This is a genomic window from Enterococcus rivorum (assembly GCF_001742285.1).
GTDB lineage: Bacteria > Bacillota > Bacilli > Lactobacillales > Enterococcaceae > Enterococcus_L > Enterococcus_L rivorum.
In genome coordinates this window covers 30,923-50,632 of the sequence record NZ_MIEK01000011.1, presented here as the reverse complement: position 1 = coordinate 50,632, position 19,710 = coordinate 30,923, and the positions used below count along the sequence as shown (strand labels likewise).

The window sequence follows — 19,710 nt, the reverse complement described above, 5'->3', positions numbered from 1 at the left end:
TTACTACCCCCAAATACGATCAATTTCATCCTTAAAAGCTTGTGCAGCGGCTTTCGGATCTTCCGCAGCAGTGATTCCTCGACCAGTGATAAACGTATAAACAGCTACGCCTTCAAATAATTTCAATGTTTCTACATCCAAGCCTCCTGTTACAGACACTCTGAACCCCATTTCAATTAATTTTTTCACTTTAGATAAATCTTTTTCTCCCCATGTTTCACCTGCCAACAACGCATCACGACTTTGATGATAAATGGCTTGTGAAATACCTGCGTCCAGCCATTTTTGAGCCTGTTCATATGTCCAATCACCATATAGCTCAACTTGAACTTCGCTTACTTCTTTGGCTGCTGCTTTCATTGTTGGAATCGTTGCACAGCAGATAACAGTCATCCAGTCAGCTCCTGCTTCCCGGCAATTTTTCGCTACCGTTCCTCCAGCGTCTGCACATTTGGTATCTGCAACAATTGTCTTTTTAGGATACAAAGCTCGCATACATTTAACTGCTTCTTCACCTGCTTGTAAACATAAAATTGTACCTACTTCGATAATATCTACTACTTCCCCAACAGCCACCACATCTGCAATTGCACTGGGCAAGTTGGAATGATCTAATGCGACTTGTAAATTTGGAATTCCCATTTTTCATTTGCCTCCATCTATCAATTAGATAGAAAAGAAAACCACCTACTTTCAGTGCTACTCTTTTCTATCTTGGACTATTCTATTTAAATCGTTCTGCTAAATTTGTTTCTTGTACTCGTTCACTAATTTCTTTCGCTGACATAACGTTTTTGACCCCTACGACTGTAATTCCTTTTTTCTGAGCGGCTTCAAACATATTCAAAAAATTCATGGGACAAAAAACGACATCATACTGACTAGCTGTACTTTTTCCTTCTGAAATCGCACAGTGATGGATGTTTGTAATGTTAAAGCCTAATTCCTTCAAGGCTTTTTCCACACTTTTTTTCATCATTAAGCTTGTTCCTGAGCCATTTGCACACGATACTAAAACTCTCATCTTTCTTCCTCCTTATTATTTAAGCTTCTTTTGCAGCCATTTTCTTTACATATTCATCATAATCTTCTGTAATTAAGAAATATCCCTCTGGATTTGCTCGATATTGTAATTGAGGAATTGCTAATAACGCTACTACCACTGCGGCAATCCCAAAATAGCCTAAGAATTTCATTGCTAATGTAATAATTGGCCAAACTGTCGCCCAGTCAAACATTCCGATATATCCTCCGTATTGGGAAAGTCCGATAAAGGTTGCAATTAATGCTGAACCTAATACTTGAATAATCCCTGAAATGAATGGGAAAATACATGCTGCTTTGAACCCACCACGGTTGTTAGCAAAAACGGCAATTACTGCATTATCGAAGAAAAGTGGAATAAATCCTGCAATAACAATCGTTGGGGATTTGAATAAAATCAACAATCCAATCGTAATAAACTGACCTAACGCACCGAATAGAAAGCCAATAGTCACTGCATTAGGTGAACCAAAACCAAATGTTGCTGCCACATCAATTCCTGGAACCGCTCCTGGAAGTAAAGTATTAGAAATTCCTTGGAAGGATTCTGTCAATTCTGAAACGAAAGTCCGAACACCTAGCTGTAAAATCGCTAAGTAAACTGCAAAATAAAGTGCTGTTTGTAAAATATAAAAGAAGAAACTTTGTCCTTCTACCATGAATTCTGCTTGAATCAAGTATTCTGGTCCTAGTACAACTAAAATAATGCCAAAGAAAAACAGCATCAATATGGAGGTAGCTACCATATTCTCATTAAAAATTGATAGGAAGCCTGGTAATTGTACATCTTCAAGTTTGCGATTATTTTTGTCTTTTTTCATTCTTTCAGAAAGTTTAGCAAATATATAGACACCAAACATTTGTTGATGGGCAATCGCAAAGCCTGCTCCTTCCGTTAATTCTTGCGTAATATCTACGGTCAAATTAGAACCTACTGCCCAATAACAACCCAAAATTAGACCCATTATCAGAAGGATTTGAATTTGTCCTAAATCAGGGAAACAAAATAGCAAAATCCAAAAAGCTGTTGCTGCCTGCTGAATTTGAACATTCCCCGTTGTAAAGACTGCACGAAGTTTCGTATATTTTTTAAAGCGAACCAATAGTATATTCATCACAAAAGCAATCAATAATAAGATCATTGTGTCACTAAAAGTTCTGCCAAACGTCTCTTCAATTCCTGCGGTTACTGCATTTTGTCCAAAATAGGGATCAATCACCATTGCATCTAAATTGAATCGTTCTTTTAACCCCACCAGAATCGGTCGGAAATTATTGACCAATCCACCAGAACCTACCGTTAAAATGAGGTAACCAACGGTTGCTTTTAAAAATCCGGCAATACTTTCATAAAGTGGTTTCCTCAATAGCATGTATCCTAAAAGAACAATAAATCCAATAAGAAAAGCTGGTTGCGTTAAAATATTTGCAGCAAAATAGTCCCAAATCCCCAATAAAAAATCTAAAATCTGATTCATTTTTTCCCCTTCTTTCTAGATGTCGAAAGTGTCCATAACTTTCTGATACTCTTCCATCGTCGTTACTTCCATTAAGGCTTCAATTAATCCTTCAGTCATTAGCATCTCTGATAATTTAGAAATATTTTCTACATGCTCTTCACTATTTTTAGCTGCTAAAGTAAAGAATAATTGTGCATTTTTTTCTGGATTGCCTTCTTCAAAAACAACCGAGTCATTCATTTTTGTAAAGGAAATAGCTGTCCCAAAAACACCTTCACTATCTTCAGATGAGTGAGGCATCGCAACTCCAGGTACGATTACAATATAAGGTCCATACTTTTGGACACACTCAATAATTTCATCCACATATTTCTGATTGATTATTTCTTTTTCCAGCAATGTTTGACAGCTGATTTTTACAGCTTCTTGCCACGTACTAGGGGTTTCTGAACAAAAACGAATAAGATCATTATCATAAAAATAGTTTAACATTCGGTTTGTAGCTCCTTTCCTATAAGAATGATGGAAACGGCGTATCATTTTCTGTTGTAAAAACATCCTCAAATCCACGGTAAAAATTAAATTCTAATTTGTCCTTATCATTAGGATACGTAAATTTTCCGCCAACTTGCCAAATAAATGGTTTAAATTTATACTCTAAGCGATCTTTTTTGAAATTCCATAGCTCAGTTATTTCTTTTGGATCAGCCATAAAGTTTGCCCAAATATCATAATGAACGGGAATTACTACTTTGGCATTCAACGATTCTGCCATTCTTAACATGTCAACAGAAGTCACTTTGTCGGTTATCCCTCTTGGATTTTCTCCATATGCACCTAAGCAAACATCAATTTTGTATTCATTGCCATGTTTTGCAAATAAATTAGAGTAATGTGAATCGCCAGCGTGGTAAATATTTCCTCCTGTCGTTTCAAATAAATAATTCACTGCAATTAGATCCATCTCTTGTGGCAGTTTTCCTTTTAAGGTCACTTCAGGGTCTTCGCAAGTAACTAAAGCTGTTCGATCGAATGCTTCTAAAGCAACTACCTCTACATCTTTAATTTTCACACGATCTCCCGGCTTAACAATGATCGTTTTTTCTTCAGGAATTCCCCACTTCAACCATGTATTTACCACTTCTTTAGGCCCAACGAATTTTGCTTCTGGACAATTTTGATGAACTGCAGCGGCTGTATTAATGTCTAAATGATCAGAATGAATATGTGTAACGACTAAAGCATCCACATTTTTTATTTCAAATGGATCAATCACAAATGGCTGTGTTCTCAAGTTAGGCTGCATATTTTCACAACCGCTCATACGCATCATTTGATGTCCTTTTTTCATTTTTCCATTTCCATGAGTTCTTTTACCTGTACCACACCATAAATCACAAAGAATATTTGTGCCTTCATGGGATTTTAACCAAATTCCTGTACATCCTAGCCACCACATTGCGACAGTTCCTACTTTTACTTGTTCTGTCTCAATCTCTTCATTCAGGTACGTTCCCCATTCTGGAAATGTTGCTAAAATCCAACTTTCTTTTGTAACATCATTGATTGTGACCATTCATATTCCTCCATTCCATTTATCAATTACAATTTCATTCTACAATAAAATAAATCGTTTTCAATCTATTTTTAAGTTCATTTATAACTTTTTAAGACCGAATATGCACTTATACATATTTTTAAGATTGAATTTAATTATTTAATGTTCATAAAAAAAGAATTATGATATAGTAGCGATGAGGTGATTATCATGAAAAAAATGATTTGGAAAAGTTTTCGCTTAGGAAAAAAAGTTTTTTGGTGGATTATTTTTCTTTTATTTTTGATGTACATTTTCTATCTAGTTAAAACTGCTGAGGGCTTTGCATCAAAAGCTATTTTTGGGGTAGTCGGACTAAGCGTTTTTGCTATTGTTTGTCTTTTTGAATACTTAAAAATGATTTATGAAAAAATGATCTATGCTTTAACTGTAGAATGTGATATTGATAGTGCCAAAAGATTAAAAGAAAAATTACAAAAAAAAGACCTATTTCACGGTTTCAAAAAATCGCTGGTTATTTTTGATGCATTACTACTGCTAGATGAAGCAAAATACTCTGATTGTTTAGATCATTTGAAAAAAAATGACTCTTTCTTCAGATCAACTTTAGATTATCTGTTTATTTATTATCATACTCAAATGCAGTGCTTCTTTTTTCTCAATGATTTTGATAAGCTTAATGAAGTACTAAATAAAATCAGCAAACTTAAGAATACAAATAAAAAACAACTACGTGGCTTGTTTACTTGGAATGAAATTGACGGAGTAAATTATTTTGCTCAAAATAGAAATAAGAAAAGTTATGATACGTTCCATTCAATTGATACTACTTATTTAAATAATAGGGAATTAACTTATATTCTCTACATGAAAGCGCAATGTCTGTTTCGTTTAGAAAAAAAATCAGAAGGATTCAGAATGATAAAAGAAATGAAGAAAATTGGAAATACACTTGCGATTACTCAACTTTAATTGTAAAAAGGAGGTTTTTTAATGAAAAGTTCGCAGAAAACAATACAGAAAAGACGAGAAAAACTGGTTAACTTATTAAAAAAATCAAGACAAACACTGCTAGTAAAAGAAATTAGTGAAAAACTTGAAGTCTCGGAAATAACCATTCGCAGGGATTTAACCGCTTTAGAAAAAATGGGTCTTGTTCACCGTGAGCATGGTAAAGCCAGCGCTGTTCAAAAAACAGGCATTGAAGATTACAACGAGGAAATTGAAGAATTGAAAAATGCAATCGCCAAAAAAGCCGCTGAATTGGTAAAAGAAGGAGACACTCTTTTTACCAATACTGGCTCTACTGCGTTATCTGCTTTAAAATATTTAGGAAATAAGCGTGTAACTATCGTCTCAAATAATGTCAAAGTAGCCAATTTAGATCATAACCCAAACTCTACCGTTATTCTTTCAGGAGGAGAAATTCGTTTTCCTAAAGAAGCATTAGTTGGCGATATCGCGATTGATTCCTTTTCAAAAATGTCATCTGACATCTCGATTATCGGTTGTTCTGGACTCAGCTTAGAAAACGGCATTACTACTCCAGTGCTGCACGAAGCAAAAATCAACTCATTGATTATTGAACGGACAAATGGCTTAGTGGTGGTTGTAGCAGATTACCGAAAAATTGGCTTTTCTTCTAATTTCACCAGTGGAAGCATTAAAGATATTAATTACTTGATTACTGATAGCTTTGCCCCGTTAGAAGTTGTTAGAGAAATTGAAAAACAAGGGGTACAAGTAATTCAAGTTGAAGGATAAAAAAAAGAAGTATTTGAGGTAAATAGTAATTATTCCCTCTAAAATACTTCTTTTTTTAATTTGTAGGCAAACTTACTAAGACCAAATAACAGATGATTAACTGGCAAATCAAATTCACCAATAAATTCATTAATAGTGGGATTGAAGTTCGCTTTAAATTTAATTAAACCATCATTAAGATTACCTTCTACCCCACCCATATTACAGCTCAGACATCCCCTAGAAAAACATTCTTGAATTGTCTCAAACCAAACAAAGTACGCTGGCATATATCTTTTATAACTTTCATCCATTCCCGCGTACAAAATCTCACTTGTAGTCCCAAACGTAATAGATAAGGTTCCAGCAACAACAGCCTTTTCTCCTGAAATAGCTATGTTTTGTTGTAATTCTTTAAGTTCTCTTGATAAAGAAGCATCCAGTTCTTCTAAATTATGCTTTTTCTTGACTTGATTTTCTTTCAAATTCTGTAAGTTTTCTTTATTCTTTTCATAACGCTGTTTGGTTTCAGCAAATCGCTCTTTTAAGTTCACTTCTGCTAGCATTATAAATGAATTATTTGGATAAATAGACAGTAATTTTTCAAAATAGTCCTTATTTCTTAATGATATTTTTTGTCGTTCTGTCGTCAATTCAATCATTTTGAAAAATTCTGGGATTAATTTTTCACGTCCAATACGGATAGTTACGCCCCTCTTTTTTGCCTGATTAATCATCTTTTTGGTACTTTTAGACAATTGCTCATGGCTAAAATCTTCCTTGTAGATATTGGCTTGAAAGCGTGGCTGAATCGTAGCACTCATTTCCATAGCTAATCCTTGATGTTGAGCACCAGCTTTTATTATAGAATTAACGGCGTCTTCCGCACATGGATTTAAGTCCACTTTTTCTCCCAGTTGAAAATCTCGATAGTGAACTGTAGGATCCATTTTAACAAAGAGAGCTCGTTTTTTCTTAGCATAATGCTTCAATTCTTTCATGAAAAAAGCTACTAATGATGCATCATTATAATCCAGAACAGGCCCTCTGGGGGTATACAGCATAGTCAATTTAAATGGCAATAACCGAATCAATACCAAACTGGAAGCAACTAATTTTCCCGCTTGATACACACCAATAATTTCTGAATCCCAATTATCTTTCACTTTTGCCCAAGAAGAAGACTGCAATAAATTACATAGTGCATGATTCGCCACAAATGCATCATGTTCTTCAGCAGCAATTCCTATTTCAAATTTGTACATACCTACACTCCTGTTCAAAACTTCATATTAAACATTCTATCACAGTTGTTTTTTTATATGTGAATAAATAGAAAAACGCACGCCGCCTTTCACTAAAGTTTGCTCTCTTTAGCTAAATCACAGAATACGTTCTTAATTCTCCTTCCTGAAAATGTATTTAGCAACTAGCAATCAAATTTTATTTTTTTATCTCGAACCCTTCAATTTTGAAGTCACTTACATAACCCTGCACTTTATTATCTACCATCTTAGCATTGAAAGAAACCTTGTCTCCTTTTTCAAGAAATCCAGCATTTTCGTAGTCTCGTTCATTTACAATATATAATAGTCCGTTATCCAAAACAAATTTAATCATTGTTGTTTCAGAGGTTGTGATTGGCGCAGTTCACCGTTGGACAGTCCCTGTCACCTCTACTTCAGTCACTTCGGAAGTAGGCTTCGCATTTACATTTTTTTCCTGCAGCTTCACTCGATAGGTTTGTAACGTTTGTTGGACTGTATCTTCCATCGCTAAAATATCACTGTCTGTTGCATTAACATACGCTATTTTTTTGAAAATCCCATTTTTATCCAGCATTGAAACAACCCATGTAGGAACCCCATCAATATTATAAAGGAGGGGCATATTCCCTTTTAACTTTTTCTCTGGATAAACAAGATTAACCAAAGCTAACAGTCCTTCGCTATCCATCATGTTTTTCTTGCTATAATAAGTTAATTCTCCAGTTCGCGCATTGATAAATGAATAGCCGATTGCTGAATCATCAGAACTAGAAGGAGACGTAAAATCAGTAAAGTAGAGCATTTCACCTTTTTCGTTAAATATAGGTGTCACATCATCTTCCGTTCCATTTTCAGTAGCTAGTTTAACCCCTTTTTTCGACAACTTGCTGTTTAGCCAACCTAGTTGATATTTTCCATAAACACTATTCAACTCACTAGCCATTTCTGGAGAGATTGGTGCATCAATAAACTTAGGAACATCTTTCAAATCGTAAACATTCACTTTTCCATCGACTGTATCCAAAACAGCAATCTTAATTTTTCGGTAATTAGGATTTTCAGATAAGCCCCTTGGTTTGTACAAGGTTTGAACGTAAAAAGCATGTCCATCATCATCTATTTCCAATTGCGGAGTTCCAATTGATTTATAAGTTGCTGTTGCAAAATAAATTTTACGCTCTACATCTTTAGAAAAATAAGCTGATGGTATATAGGTCATTTTATTTTTTATGGGAACAGGTTGTTCATAAACGTCTGTCGCTGACATTTTTAAATATCCTTCAGAACTTTCACCTTTCAACCAATTAAAAAACCTTTAAATTCTAATGGAGCAATATAAACAACTTCTCCATCCACTTTTTGGACTTGTAACTCCCCCAGATTATAAAATTGCTGGTTATCAAATTGGTTCATTGATTTCTTCATTTTATTTCGTACTGTTTTTGGTGGAATCGTAACTGGTGTATCGTCTTTATCCAACTCTGGTGTGTCTGTTCCTTCTACCAAGTTCAAGGTTTTATAGACTTGTTTTTTACTATAAATGTCATAACCAAAAGAAGCACCAAATAATAAAAATAGAGCCAAAACGAATGTAACTAACAATTTACTAAATTTAAAACTGGCAGTACTTCTTCTTCCTTTTCCACTTATTTGAACAGATTCTAAATTTTCAAGTAGACTTATAATTCCAATACCAATAATCCCTAGAAAAATATTGCTTAAAAGATAATTAAATAACGATTTACTTGGTAAAAAAAGCCAAATAAATCCTGCATTAATTACTTGAATCAATAAAAAGAGTGTCACGAGAATTGTTTTCTGCTTTTTTTCTAACTTAAATTTCTTACTTGTTAAATACCAACCTATTACAATCATCAATAGGATACTACTAATTACCAACTGTATAATCATTTTCATTCCTCCTTATGTTTCTTATTTTATCGTTTTTCTACTCAATTCACAATCGAATCAAAAATCTATGATTATTAAAGACAAAAAAACAGGACAAAACGCTTCTTGTTTAGTCCTGTTCGGGATACAATCTATTTTGTTTCTTCTTTTTTCATCTGTTTGCTGCGAAGCTGTCCACACGCCGCATCGATGTCGGTACCGTGTTCTTTTCTGATCACACAGTTCACACCATTTTTCTTCAAGATATCATAAAATTTCATCACATCTTCTCGTTTGCTACGACTATATTGGTCGTGTTCACTGACAGGGTTATACGGTATCAGATTTACATAAGCTAATTTCTTCTTATCTTTTAATAAATCTGCTAATTGTTGCGCATGTTCTGGACGATCATTAACCCCTTTTAGCATGATGTATTCAAAGGTAATTCGACGGTTTGTTTTTTCAAGATATTCATCTACTGCTTCCATCAATTTTTCAATCGGGAAACTGCGATTAATTCGCATAATTGATGTTCGAACTTCATTGTTAGGAGCATGTAGCGAGATGGCTAGGTTTACTTGCAGACCATTTTTTGCAAATTCTTTGATTTTTGGCACTAGTCCACTGGTTGAAACAGTAATGTGACGTGCACCAATCGCCAATCCCTTAGCATCATTAATGATGTGTAAAAAGTCCATTAAATTATTATAGTTGTCAAAAGGTTCGCCAATTCCCATTACTACGATATGGCTTACTCGCTCATCTTTCCCTCGCTCATCAAAGTAACGCTGTACGAGCATAATTTGGGCTACGATTTCTCCAGCAGTCAAATCCCGTTGCTTTTTCAACAAGCCACTGGCACAGAAGGTACAACCAATATTACAGCCTACTTGAGTGGTGACACAGACGGACATACCATATTCCTGACGCATTAATACTGTTTCAATCATGTTTTTATCCGGTAATTGGAACAAATATTTCACTGTTCCGTCTTTTGCTTCTTGAATAATTACTTGTTTCAAGGGATTGATAATAAAATTTTCTTCTAATAAGTCAATCGTGATCTTTGATAGATTTGTCATTTCCTCAAAACTATTGACACGTTTAATATATAACCATTCCCAAACTTGGGTTGCTCTAAATTTCTTTTCACCATGTTCAATGAACCATTCAATCAGTTCTTCTTTTGTTAATCCATAAATGGACGCTTTTTCCATTGCAGTTCCTCATTTCATTTAAACATTCGCTTCATACTATAACTTATTCCACTAATGAATGCAATAAGAAATGTAATATGAATCTAACAAACACATAGAGAAACAAGCAATAAGAATACGTTTAGAAGTCGCATTTAAATGTACTACAGAAAATCAAGTGCAAAGGAACTTCTTCGTATATTATTTACTTTGGGGATTATCCTAAAAAAAAACACAGAACTAGTCTGTGCTCACTTTCATTAACTTAAGCTTGAACCAATCTATATACTTTATTAAAATATGCTATTCTGGCAATTAGATAATAAACAAGCTGAATCAGTATGAATACCCCTAGAACTTGCCAACCTGCTAATTGCATGCCAATATTTAAAATGTGGTACATCGCGGTTAATGCCACCGCACCATGAATAACAGATACAATAATTGGCGTGAAAAAGAGAATCCCAACTTGTTGATAAATCATTTTTTTCAATTCTTTTTTTGTTAAGCCCATTTTGTAAATCATTTTGAACTTCTCAACATCAACATCCATATCACTGTAGAGTCGGAAATACAAGAAACTGCCTGCTGAAACAAAGAAAACAATTCCGATAAAAATTCCAACAAATAAAATCGGTGCATACCCGTCTATAATCATTTGTTGCGTATATGTTTTCGACATCAGATTATAATTTTCTTTTTGTGATTTTCCAAGACTAACTAGTTGATTAAAGCTTGCGTTTTTGGGTTGCCATACAATTGTTTGACTTGTTTCTAGCGTTGACAGATCCGCTGAATCAGGAACTAGCATCACTGTTCCATAGGCCGAAACAACTGATGTCTTTTCCATTTTTTCAATAGGTAGATTTGTACCATTAGGAAGTTGAATTTCTTTTAACTTCTCTGGCAACACCCCCATCACCTCTTTAGACATCAATTGAATTGCTTGACCATTGGTTTCTAATTGAGTTTCCCCAGCTATTTTAGCTAAACGGTTGTATTCGGATTCTTTAAAAAATCTCACTTGGTTTTGGTCTCTATAAGCCGTGATTTCTCCTTCATCAGCTTTGATCCCTTTTTCCGCTAATAGTTGGGTAAACTCTTGTTTCAATTGAGTCGTTTCTTCATTGGTTCCATCTAGTTGAAACTCATAAGGAATTTGATTGGTAGATTTTAAAATAATATTTTGAACCCCATACAGCGTTCCAATTGCCGCAAAAGCTACTGTAGAAATAACAGATACTAAGAAAAATGAGCGTGCATTGTCCTTCATTCGAAAAGCTAAATCAGAAAAAACTACCATATTGGTTTTTTTCCAAAAAATAGTTTTCTTTTTCTTCAGCCCTTCAATCATTGATACACTTAGCTGATTGAATAAGAAACGAGTTCCTAGGATAACTAAAAAAATCACTGGAATCATCACAAAAAGTATCATTGTTCCTGGTGTCACTAATGCAATAGTATAACCGACACCAATCAGTAAAATAGCTAGAACTGTTTTTACTTTAGAATTTTTTATCGTGCCTTTTCCCAAGTCCCCTGCTTTCAACAATTCCTGTAACTGTAACTTAGGCAGTCTAAATTGAATAAAAAATGAAATAGCCAAAAACAAAATAGAAAATGATAACACTGTTAAACCAAACGCCTCAACTGGAAAATAAAAACCTAAACGTAAATGCATTAACTGGTTGCTAACCCATAATATAAACTGCGAAAAGAAAATACCACCGATACTTCCTAATATCGTCGCAAAAAAACCAATGACCAAGTTTTCAATGAAAATCATTTTTTTCAGTTGCTTTGGGCTCATCCCTTGAATCATCAGCAATCCAAACTCTTTTTTCCTAGACTGAATAAAAACATCCATTGAATATAAGACAAACAGAAAAGCAAAACCATAAATAATAATGGCTGCTGCTAACATCCCCATTTGGACATTTTTATTGATTCCTTGAGAAAACGCTGGATGGAATGCAAATACCGTAAAGGTAAAAAAGACCATTACTGAAAAAAGAGTGCTGAGAAAATAAGCTAAATATAGATGCTTATTGCGAGTCGTGTTACGAACAACAAACTGATTAAAATTCATTCTCAACACCTTCAATCTCTGCCAGTTTTACCATAATCTCATCATAAAATTGTTTTTGCCCTTCTCTTTGATGAATTTCATCAACCAATTGTCCGTCTTTTATAAATACAATTCGTTCACAATAACTCGCTGCTAACGGATCATGAGTCACCATCAAAATCGTTGCTTTTTCTTCTTGGTTTAAGGTTTGTAAAAGCTGCATAACATCTTTTGAAGATTTTGTATCTAAATTTCCCGTTGGTTCATCGGCTAAAAGTAATTGTGGTTGATGAATCATCGCTCTAGCTACTGCTACACGTTGCGCCTGTCCACCAGAGATTTCAGCAATTCTTTTCTTCAATAAACTTGCAATTCCAAGACGATCTGCTAATATTTTTAACGCTTTATCCATCACCGCTATCTTCTCACCGTCAAGGGTTAATGGTAATACAATATTTTCTTCCACCGTCAAAGTTGGCATTAAGTTAAAGCTCTGAAAAACAAAGCCTAGCTCTCTTCTTCTAAACTTAGCAATTTCTTCTTGATTTAATTTATTGGGATTATTTCCATTTAATAATATATTTCCTGAAGTTGGCTGGTCGATAGTTGCTAATAAATTTAGCAAGGTACTTTTTCCACTACCAGAAGGTCCCATAATCCCAATAAATTCACTATCCTCTACGGTTAAATCAATTCCTTTTAATGCTTCATATTTAATTTCAGTTCCATAAGTTTTCCGTAATTTTTCAACTTGTAACATATTAATCGCTCCCTTTTCTTTACCTTATCAAGCTTAATATAAAAAATAGAAGTTGAACATTGAAAAAAATAACAAGTTGCTTACATTATTGTAAGTAACTTGTTATTTGCGTAATTTTATTCTATGGTATTAAGCTTTTTTACGATTCATATTCAATCACATACGGATGAACAGAAGTATTGTAAATTGCTTCTGAGTATTCTACTACAGCTCCCGAAGGATTGAATGATTTTCTAATCCGTTTTAAAGCGGTCGTTTCTGTTGTTTTGAAAGTCTGCTGCTGCTCTAGAGTCAATTGAATCGGTTGAAAACTGTCTTGAAATTTAACAATTTCTATTCCATGTTGATCCATTATACGATATAAGGATTCCTGGTTAAAATCTTCTAAAGTCACATCTGATAACATTTTTGATAAATAGTATTCAAAAAAGATATAGGGTTCTCCATCTAATATGTACAACCGTGATAATTTAGTGGCCGAAGAGCCAAAAAAAGGAAAAAGTTCTGAATCCTCGGATATGGTTACCTGTTCTAAAGCTACAGATTTTTTTTCAACCTTTTGTCCCGAATTATTTAAGTATTCCGTAAATGTTCCTGCTTTTGACAACTTGTTGTAAGGTTGATTACTTAGAACTGTCGTTCCTTTACCACTCTTCTTTTCAACTAGCTCTTCGTCAGCAAGCAGTTCTATTGCTCGCCTAACAGTAATTTTACTTACATCAAATAATTTTTCCAATTCTATTTCTGTAGGTAGTAACGACCCTACAGGATACTTTCCACTAATAATATCAGACTTTATTTGATCCGCAACTTCTAAATATAATACACTTTTTCTCCTCATTCATCTTCCATCCTTGTTTTATTTTTATTATACCAAATCATCTGGCACCTATAGAGATATTTACTCTTAATGCTTATCATTGAAACGTCAGAATCCATTCAGCTCTATCTATATAAATTCAAATTTTTTGCGTACTGTTTAAACATGTCTTTCTTGCTACAAAATAGCATGCTTGTCTGTTATTGGTTTTAGGTTCATTTAACGACGTTTCTCCTGTTTTTTCTTGAATTGTTCTTCCATAAATTGTTGTTTTCCTTCTTTGTTCCTTTTGTTTTTAATCGTTTTTAGCTTATCTCTTTGCTGGGAAATCGCTTGTTGGGATTTTGTAGATAAGACTAGTTTTTGACGTGCTATTCTAAGCATCCGTTGCATCCGTTTAGGATTTACCCGCTTTTGCTCTTTTATTTCTTTTATATCCGCATACCACTTTTGTTCTAATAATTGAGGCAAGCGTCTAGAAAGAAAGCTAAAAATTTCTTCTTCATTGGGCTCTTTCCAAAAAATATGTTGTCTTACTTGCAAATGCCCATCTGTATCTGTAAATTCTACTAACCCACACCTAAATTGCCCGTTAAAAAAATAGTTAATTGCATAAAAACTCCTCCTTTAATAAACCTTTGTAACGATTGTTTAAAAGAGTAATGGACGACCCAAGGAGGGGAAGGTTACTGACAATTCATCATTGCTTTGGACTACAAACCAAAAAATGTGTTTTTATACTCTTTTTATCTTTATTAATATATATATATATTATTATTCCTTCTTTCTATTATACACTATTGTTCAGCTCTACAACAATGACGATTGATTGTCCTCTTTTTTTCTACTATGACTTACTAAATTAGAGGTTAAAATAAAAAAGCTAGCTTATCAAGTTGCTCATATCCCAGCAAATCGATAAACTATACTAACCCACACCAATTTATAAACAACTAAGTAACACTACAACGAACAATCCGTAAAATAACCAACTATCCCCAAAGCAAAAGAGCAAATCAGTGAACAAAAGTTCCTGTTTTTGAGTTAAACTGATTCCCTTTTCTTCATAAGACGAAAGTTATGTCATTTTGAATCATTGTGTTCGCTGTAGTGGAATGCCTACTGAATAAATGCAAAATGATAAAAAATGAGTCCTACTTAAAGTAAAAGAAGAGGCAGCTAGTACGGAAGCAACTACGTTCAATGATGACATACTTCCACTCCGATTTCATTCCAAACACTGTTTGTCACAGGGTGACAAAGAAGGCAAATAGCACCTCCATTTTAGCTATAATGAAACAACGCTCACTGTGTTCGCCTTCCTTCAACTCTTAATGCTTTAGCATTTAGAGAGTTGAAAGGAAAGTGGCTAAAGCCACTTTATATTGTGCATCATCTGCTCTGCAAGCAATCGCAGTGATTCTCAACACTGCCTATCTGTGACGAGTTGTACTTTGCGAGGAAACAATTCCCCAATTGCTTTAAAAGCTACTTGCTCTTTCCTCACAGCAAACTCAGTTAACAAACCCAAAAATTAAAACACCCACACTAGGAAAACTCTCCAAAACAATTAAAGTGCATAGCTTTTTCCAGATTTTGAAGAAAAACCATGCAGTTATTTCAGTAAATATCCTAGATAAATGCTGGTGTATCAATATTTGTAATTTATTCAGTAGATATTAAGTAATTTTGACCCAAAAGATATTTTATCATAAGTCATGTATTTATAATAAAAAAAATTTCACAAGTGCTGCATAAACAAAGGTTCCTCTTCTAGATTTAACCCGTTTTAAAAAAAGGGTTGCTTCCAAAGAAACAGCGGAACTACCAGCAGTTAGTGTCAGTAACCGTGACCAGAAGCCAATGTGAATGACTTGGGCTTGCCATTTATTTAGCCCAAGTTTGAAGCTTGGAAGCTCTGAGACCTGACCTTTGGGCTCATTTTTTACTGGCAATAACTGCTAGTAGTGGAGCCTAGTCTTCTTTTTTTAATTGAAAGATAGGATTATTCTTATCTAGTTTATACAACACTAATGGTGTTTATTTTTATATATGATTTAGTATAGCCGGTTGGCAATGTTATAATTTAGTGAAGATTTAAAATGCAGCTACTAAATTATTTTTAGCCGTTTTTTTCATGATTTAAGAGCCAACGTTTTCTTTCTACTCCACCACCATAGCCACCTATAGTTCCATCTGATTGAACAACACGGTGACAAGGTATAATGATTGCCAATTGATTTGCGCCATTTGCATTACCAACGGCTCTCATTGCCTTAGGATTTCCTAATTTTTCAGCTAACTCTTTGTAAGTAGACGTTTTTCCTTTTTCAATTTTTAGAAGCTCTTTCCACACACTTTTTTGAAAATCTGAACCAATAAGCTGGTAGGGAGTTTCAAATTTTGCTAGACCTGTTTGAAAGTACACTTTCAATTCTGCTTCAATTTTTTCAGAGATTACTGTTTTTCCCGGAATAATTGCAGCATTTAACTTTTGTCTTAATCGTTCAATTTCTCGCTCTAACCCTCGTCGATCTACAAATTCTAATAAATACAAAAAATTTTCATCGGCGATACTCAGCATTGGACCTAGTTTTGTATCTATCCAGTTTCCATAAAGATTGATGGACTCCCTTGATTTATTTGGTGAATGTCCCATGATTTTAAAAAAAGCGTCATTGAAGCCACTAGAGGATTCATACCCAGAGTCGATTTGAGCATGGATGACTTTTTCACCTGCTTTAATCTCCTTCAAAGCAATTCCCATCCTTCTGGCACGAGCATACTGTACAAACGTCATTCCATATTTTTTCTTAAATTGTCTTCGAGCAGTTGCCGCGTGGATTCCTAAACGTTCAAAATCAGCGTCTTTCCATCTTTTATCAGGATTTTCTTCTACCAAACTGACTATTTGCTGAACAACTGGAGAAAGTTCTTTTGGATAAGAAAGAGGTCTACAACGTTTGCATGGTCTAAATCCAGAAAGTAATGCTTCCTCAGCCGTTTCATAAAAAGCACAATTTTCATATTTAGGTTTTCTTGCCGGGCAAGTTGCATGGCAAAATATTCCTGTTGTTGTAATGCCTGCAAAAAATATTCCGTCATAATTTGAGTCTTTTTCAAGCATCGCTTGATAGTATTTCTTTTTTGTCTGTTCATTTGTTATCATCTTTTTCACCTTTTTCAAAAAGTAATAGTTGAGATTTATCAAGAAAAAATTTTGTTACAGTAATTATAATAGAATTAACTTGAAGAAGCATACGAAAAATGAACATCAATTTCTCAAAAAAAGTGTTAAGAAAAGACACACGCTAAAACAGCCAGTCTGTTTAACGTATGTCTCTTATTTATTTCAGATTATGTGTTATTGCTCAGGCCCGATATCTTCAGAACTCTCTTCAGGTTGAGGTTCAATAAACACTTTTCTAGGCTTGCTTCCTTCTGATGGACCAATTACACCATGTTCTTCTAATTCATCCACCAATCGAGCCGCACGATTATAACCAATTCTAAAACGTCTTTGCAACAATGATATGCTCGCTGTTTGCATCTCAATCACTAGGGCTTTCGCTTCCTCATACAATTCATCTTGAGAGGCTTCACTAGAACCACTGGTCGCACTTTCTTCCGTTGGCATCATACTTTCTTGATAATCAGCTTCTTGCTGATCGGTTACAAAATCAACGATTCGTTCTACTTCATGATCTGAAATAAAGGCTCCTTGGACACGAATAGGCTTATTCTCTCCCATTGGTAAAAAGAGCATATCTCCACGTCCCAATAGTTTTTCCGCCCCGTTACTATCAATAATAGTTCTGGAATCCGTTCCACTAGAAACAGCAAACGCAATCCTTGAAGGGACGTTTGCTTTGATGATGCCCGTAATAACATCGACACTTGGGCGTTGTGTTGCAAGAATCATATGAATCCCAGCAGCACGAGCCATTTGTGCTAAGCGAATAATCGCATCTTCTACTTCGTTACTAGCTACCATCATCAAATCGGCTAACTCATCTACAATCACCACAATAAACGGTAACAGAGGATGATTTTCACCCATTTCCAAATTTTTCTGAGCGACAAATTCGTTGTATCCCGAAATATTTCTGACCCCTGTTGCCGCAAATTTTTCATAACGAAATTCCATTTCTTGAACAACTTTTTGTAACGCTTGAGCCGCTTTTCTCGGATTTGTTACTACCGGTGTTAACAAATGGGGAATACCATTATAAACATTTAACTCCACCATTTTTGGATCAATCATCATTAATTTTACTTCATGTGGTTTCGCTCGCATTAAAATACTAGCTATAATCCCATTAATTGCTACAGATTTCCCACTTCCTGTTGAACCCGCAATCAGCAAGTGAGGCATCTTCGTTAAGTCGGCAGACTGAACCATCCCTGAAATGTCTCTTCCTAAAGGTACTTCCAGCAATTTATCTGGGTTACTGGGCTGTGATTCAATAATATCTCTAAAAGATACCGTACTGACTGTGCTATTAGGTACCTCAATCCCAATTAGTGACTTACCAGGAATTGGCGCTTCCATCCGCACATCCTTTGCAGCCAAAGCTAATGCGATATCATCTGTCAAACTAACAATTTTGCTAACTTTCACACCAACAGCTGGTTGAATTTCAAACTTTGTTACAGCAGGTCCTAAACTTGCTTTAACGACTTTTGCATCCACACCGAAGCTATTAAATGTTTGTTCAAGAACACTGATATTTTTTTCAATTTTTTGATATTCGCCACTTTGATCCGCTGACGGAATAGAATCTAGTAAGGTTGAAGGAGGCAACTGGTAGTCCCGATCTTCTGCTTCTGCTAAAATATCAAAATCCAGTTCACCATTTTCATCTGCTTCAGATAGTTCGGCCATTGGTTGTTCTAATGGCGCGATATCTTCTGGTGCTTGATTTTGAAAGCTATCAATTGGTACTAACGTTAATTGTTCAGGTTCTTGCGGAATTTTTTCGGTTTGTTGCCATTCTTCTTCCGCTAATTTTTCCCCTGGTGTTCGCTCACGAACCGCATTTTTTAATCGCTCCTCAGCTAAAGCTTCTGCTTTTGCTTGTTTTTCAGCTCTTTTCTCTGAACGTTTTGCATCACGCTTTTCTTGTCGCTCTTGGCTATTGGCTACTGCGGAACTAATCTTCTCTCTAATTATTTGAAGACCACTAGTTACTTGTTGAAAGTCCAACATACTCATTAAAAATAAACCTAGTAAAACCAAAAAACTAGCTATCAGATAACTCCCTAGTTGAGCAACCAAAAAGTAGGTTCCGCTATATAGAACAGCCCCAATCATTCCGCCACCAACATTTTCTGATACAAGATTCCCTCTCAAATCCATTTGGAGAGTATTCCAAGTGGTCCCAATCGCATTGGGTGTGTGACCAACATTTCTAAATAAATAGGCATGCATAAATAATAAGATTCCTAAATATAAAATAATGCCACCAACGATAGGACGACTTTTCTTTATTGGAAAATCTTTTCCATAAATTATCAATAAAAGACCATATACCATTAATAGGGATGCTCCGATTGAATATGTATTTCCCACAATAATTCGCAAACAATTAGCAACTAATGTGCCTAGAAATCCTAATTTTAGTAATCCAAATAGTCCAAAAAATATAAAGAAAAGACCAATAAAAATGAAATTAAGATGCTCTTGTTGTTGCTTTTGTTTTTTTGTTTTTCTTTTTTTCGCACCTTTTCTTTGTGCCATTTAACATCCCTCTTTTCATCACTCTCTATTATACATAAAAATGGAGCCGAACAAAAGTGCCCCACTTGTTTTATTGATAGAATCTAAAAAGAAAACGTTTTATATTTTGTCTCTAGATAAAAAAAGAAAAAGCACTCAATATTCTTAGTAAGAATATCAA

19 protein-coding genes are annotated in these 19,710 nt (G+C 34.7%); 2 read left to right on the top strand and 17 right to left on the bottom strand.

Annotation, left to right across the window (positions count from 1 at the left end; translation table 11 throughout):
* Nucleotides 1-3: 3 nt before the first annotated feature.
* From BCR26_RS04910 to ulaG, 5 genes are all read right to left on the bottom strand, one after another.
* Nucleotides 4-642 (bottom strand): 3-keto-L-gulonate-6-phosphate decarboxylase UlaD, encoded by a 639-nt coding sequence (locus BCR26_RS04910; protein WP_069697862.1) that lies wholly within the window; start codon nt 640-642, stop codon nt 4-6.
* An 82-nt stretch (nt 643-724) separates the two neighbouring features.
* Nucleotides 725-1,024, bottom strand: a complete 300-nt coding sequence (locus tag BCR26_RS04905; protein WP_069697861.1) for a PTS sugar transporter subunit IIB — start codon at nt 1,022-1,024, stop codon at nt 725-727.
* 19 nt (nt 1,025-1,043) lie between these two features.
* Nucleotides 1,044-2,522 carry a PTS ascorbate transporter subunit IIC gene (locus BCR26_RS04900; protein ID WP_245341912.1) on the bottom strand — a complete coding sequence of 493 codons (1,479 nt, stop codon included), beginning with the start codon at nt 2,520-2,522 and terminating at the stop codon, nt 1,044-1,046.
* A 15-nt stretch (nt 2,523-2,537) separates the two neighbouring features.
* A complete protein-coding gene (locus BCR26_RS04895; protein ID WP_069697860.1) occupies nt 2,538-2,996 on the bottom strand; it encodes a PTS sugar transporter subunit IIA in 459 nt (152 codons plus the stop codon).
* 19 nt (nt 2,997-3,015) lie between these two features.
* Nucleotides 3,016-4,080 carry an L-ascorbate 6-phosphate lactonase gene (gene ulaG / locus BCR26_RS04890; RefSeq protein WP_069697859.1) on the bottom strand — a complete coding sequence of 355 codons (1,065 nt, stop codon included), beginning with the start codon at nt 4,078-4,080 and terminating at the stop codon, nt 3,016-3,018.
* Between the two features lie 192 nt (nt 4,081-4,272).
* Here ulaG and BCR26_RS04885 point away from each other — a divergent pair, with 192 nt between their 5' ends.
* Together BCR26_RS04885 and BCR26_RS04880 are read left to right on the top strand one after the other, a co-directional pair.
* Nucleotides 4,273-5,034 carry a hypothetical protein gene (locus BCR26_RS04885; RefSeq protein ID WP_069697858.1) on the top strand — a complete coding sequence of 254 codons (762 nt, stop codon included), beginning with the start codon at nt 4,273-4,275 and terminating at the stop codon, nt 5,032-5,034.
* A 21-nt stretch (nt 5,035-5,055) separates the two neighbouring features.
* A complete protein-coding gene (locus tag BCR26_RS04880) occupies nt 5,056-5,826 on the top strand; it encodes a DeoR/GlpR family DNA-binding transcription regulator (protein ID WP_069697857.1) in 771 nt (256 codons plus the stop codon).
* Between the two features lie 38 nt (nt 5,827-5,864).
* Here the strand turns inward: BCR26_RS04880 and BCR26_RS04875 are convergent, their stop codons facing one another.
* From BCR26_RS04875 to BCR26_RS04830, 12 genes are all read right to left on the bottom strand, one after another.
* Nucleotides 5,865-7,070, bottom strand: coding sequence for an aminoacyltransferase (locus BCR26_RS04875; RefSeq protein ID WP_069697856.1), 1,206 nt, complete (start codon nt 7,068-7,070; stop codon nt 5,865-5,867).
* A gap of 178 nt (nt 7,071-7,248) precedes the next feature.
* Entirely contained in the window at nt 7,249-7,425 is a 177-nt protein-coding gene (locus BCR26_RS18480; protein WP_169818856.1) for a hypothetical protein, read from the bottom strand.
* Nucleotides 7,426-7,455: 30 nt separating this feature from the next.
* The gene (locus BCR26_RS17945) at nt 7,456-8,340 is read right to left on the bottom strand and encodes a hypothetical protein (protein WP_139124884.1); all 885 of its coding nucleotides are present in this window, start codon (nt 8,338-8,340) and stop codon (nt 7,456-7,458) included.
* Nucleotides 8,341-8,369: 29 nt separating this feature from the next.
* Nucleotides 8,370-8,984 carry a hypothetical protein gene (locus tag BCR26_RS17940; protein ID WP_084387022.1) on the bottom strand — a complete coding sequence of 205 codons (615 nt, stop codon included), beginning with the start codon at nt 8,982-8,984 and terminating at the stop codon, nt 8,370-8,372.
* 131 nt (nt 8,985-9,115) lie between these two features.
* Nucleotides 9,116-10,183: a dual-specificity RNA methyltransferase RlmN gene (gene rlmN, locus BCR26_RS04865; RefSeq protein WP_069697855.1), complete on the bottom strand. Its 1,068-nt coding sequence runs from the start codon at nt 10,181-10,183 to the stop codon at nt 9,116-9,118.
* Nucleotides 10,184-10,427: 244 nt separating this feature from the next.
* A complete protein-coding gene (locus BCR26_RS04860) occupies nt 10,428-12,251 on the bottom strand; it encodes an ABC transporter permease (RefSeq protein ID WP_069697854.1) in 1,824 nt (607 codons plus the stop codon).
* A complete protein-coding gene (locus tag BCR26_RS04855; protein WP_069697853.1) occupies nt 12,241-12,990 on the bottom strand; it encodes an ABC transporter ATP-binding protein in 750 nt (249 codons plus the stop codon). Before BCR26_RS04855 ends, BCR26_RS04860 begins: the two co-directional genes overlap by 11 nt.
* Nucleotides 12,991-13,129: 139 nt before the next feature.
* On the bottom strand, nt 13,130-13,831 hold the full coding sequence (locus BCR26_RS04850) for a GntR family transcriptional regulator (RefSeq protein WP_069697852.1): 702 nt from the start codon (nt 13,829-13,831) through the stop codon (nt 13,130-13,132).
* A gap of 198 nt (nt 13,832-14,029) precedes the next feature.
* The gene (locus BCR26_RS04845; RefSeq protein ID WP_069697851.1) at nt 14,030-14,419 is read right to left on the bottom strand and encodes a YjdF family protein; all 390 of its coding nucleotides are present in this window, start codon (nt 14,417-14,419) and stop codon (nt 14,030-14,032) included.
* A gap of 1,115 nt (nt 14,420-15,534) precedes the next feature.
* Complete coding sequence (locus tag BCR26_RS18730) at nt 15,535-15,765, bottom strand: hypothetical protein (protein WP_069697850.1); 231 nt, start codon at nt 15,763-15,765, stop codon at nt 15,535-15,537.
* Between the two features lie 167 nt (nt 15,766-15,932).
* Nucleotides 15,933-16,979, bottom strand: a complete 1,047-nt coding sequence (locus BCR26_RS04835; RefSeq protein WP_069697849.1) for a bifunctional transcriptional activator/DNA repair enzyme AdaA — start codon at nt 16,977-16,979, stop codon at nt 15,933-15,935.
* 195 nt (nt 16,980-17,174) lie between these two features.
* The gene (locus BCR26_RS04830) at nt 17,175-19,550 is read right to left on the bottom strand and encodes a DNA translocase FtsK (protein WP_069697848.1); all 2,376 of its coding nucleotides are present in this window, start codon (nt 19,548-19,550) and stop codon (nt 17,175-17,177) included.
* Nucleotides 19,551-19,710: the final 160 nt, after the last annotated feature.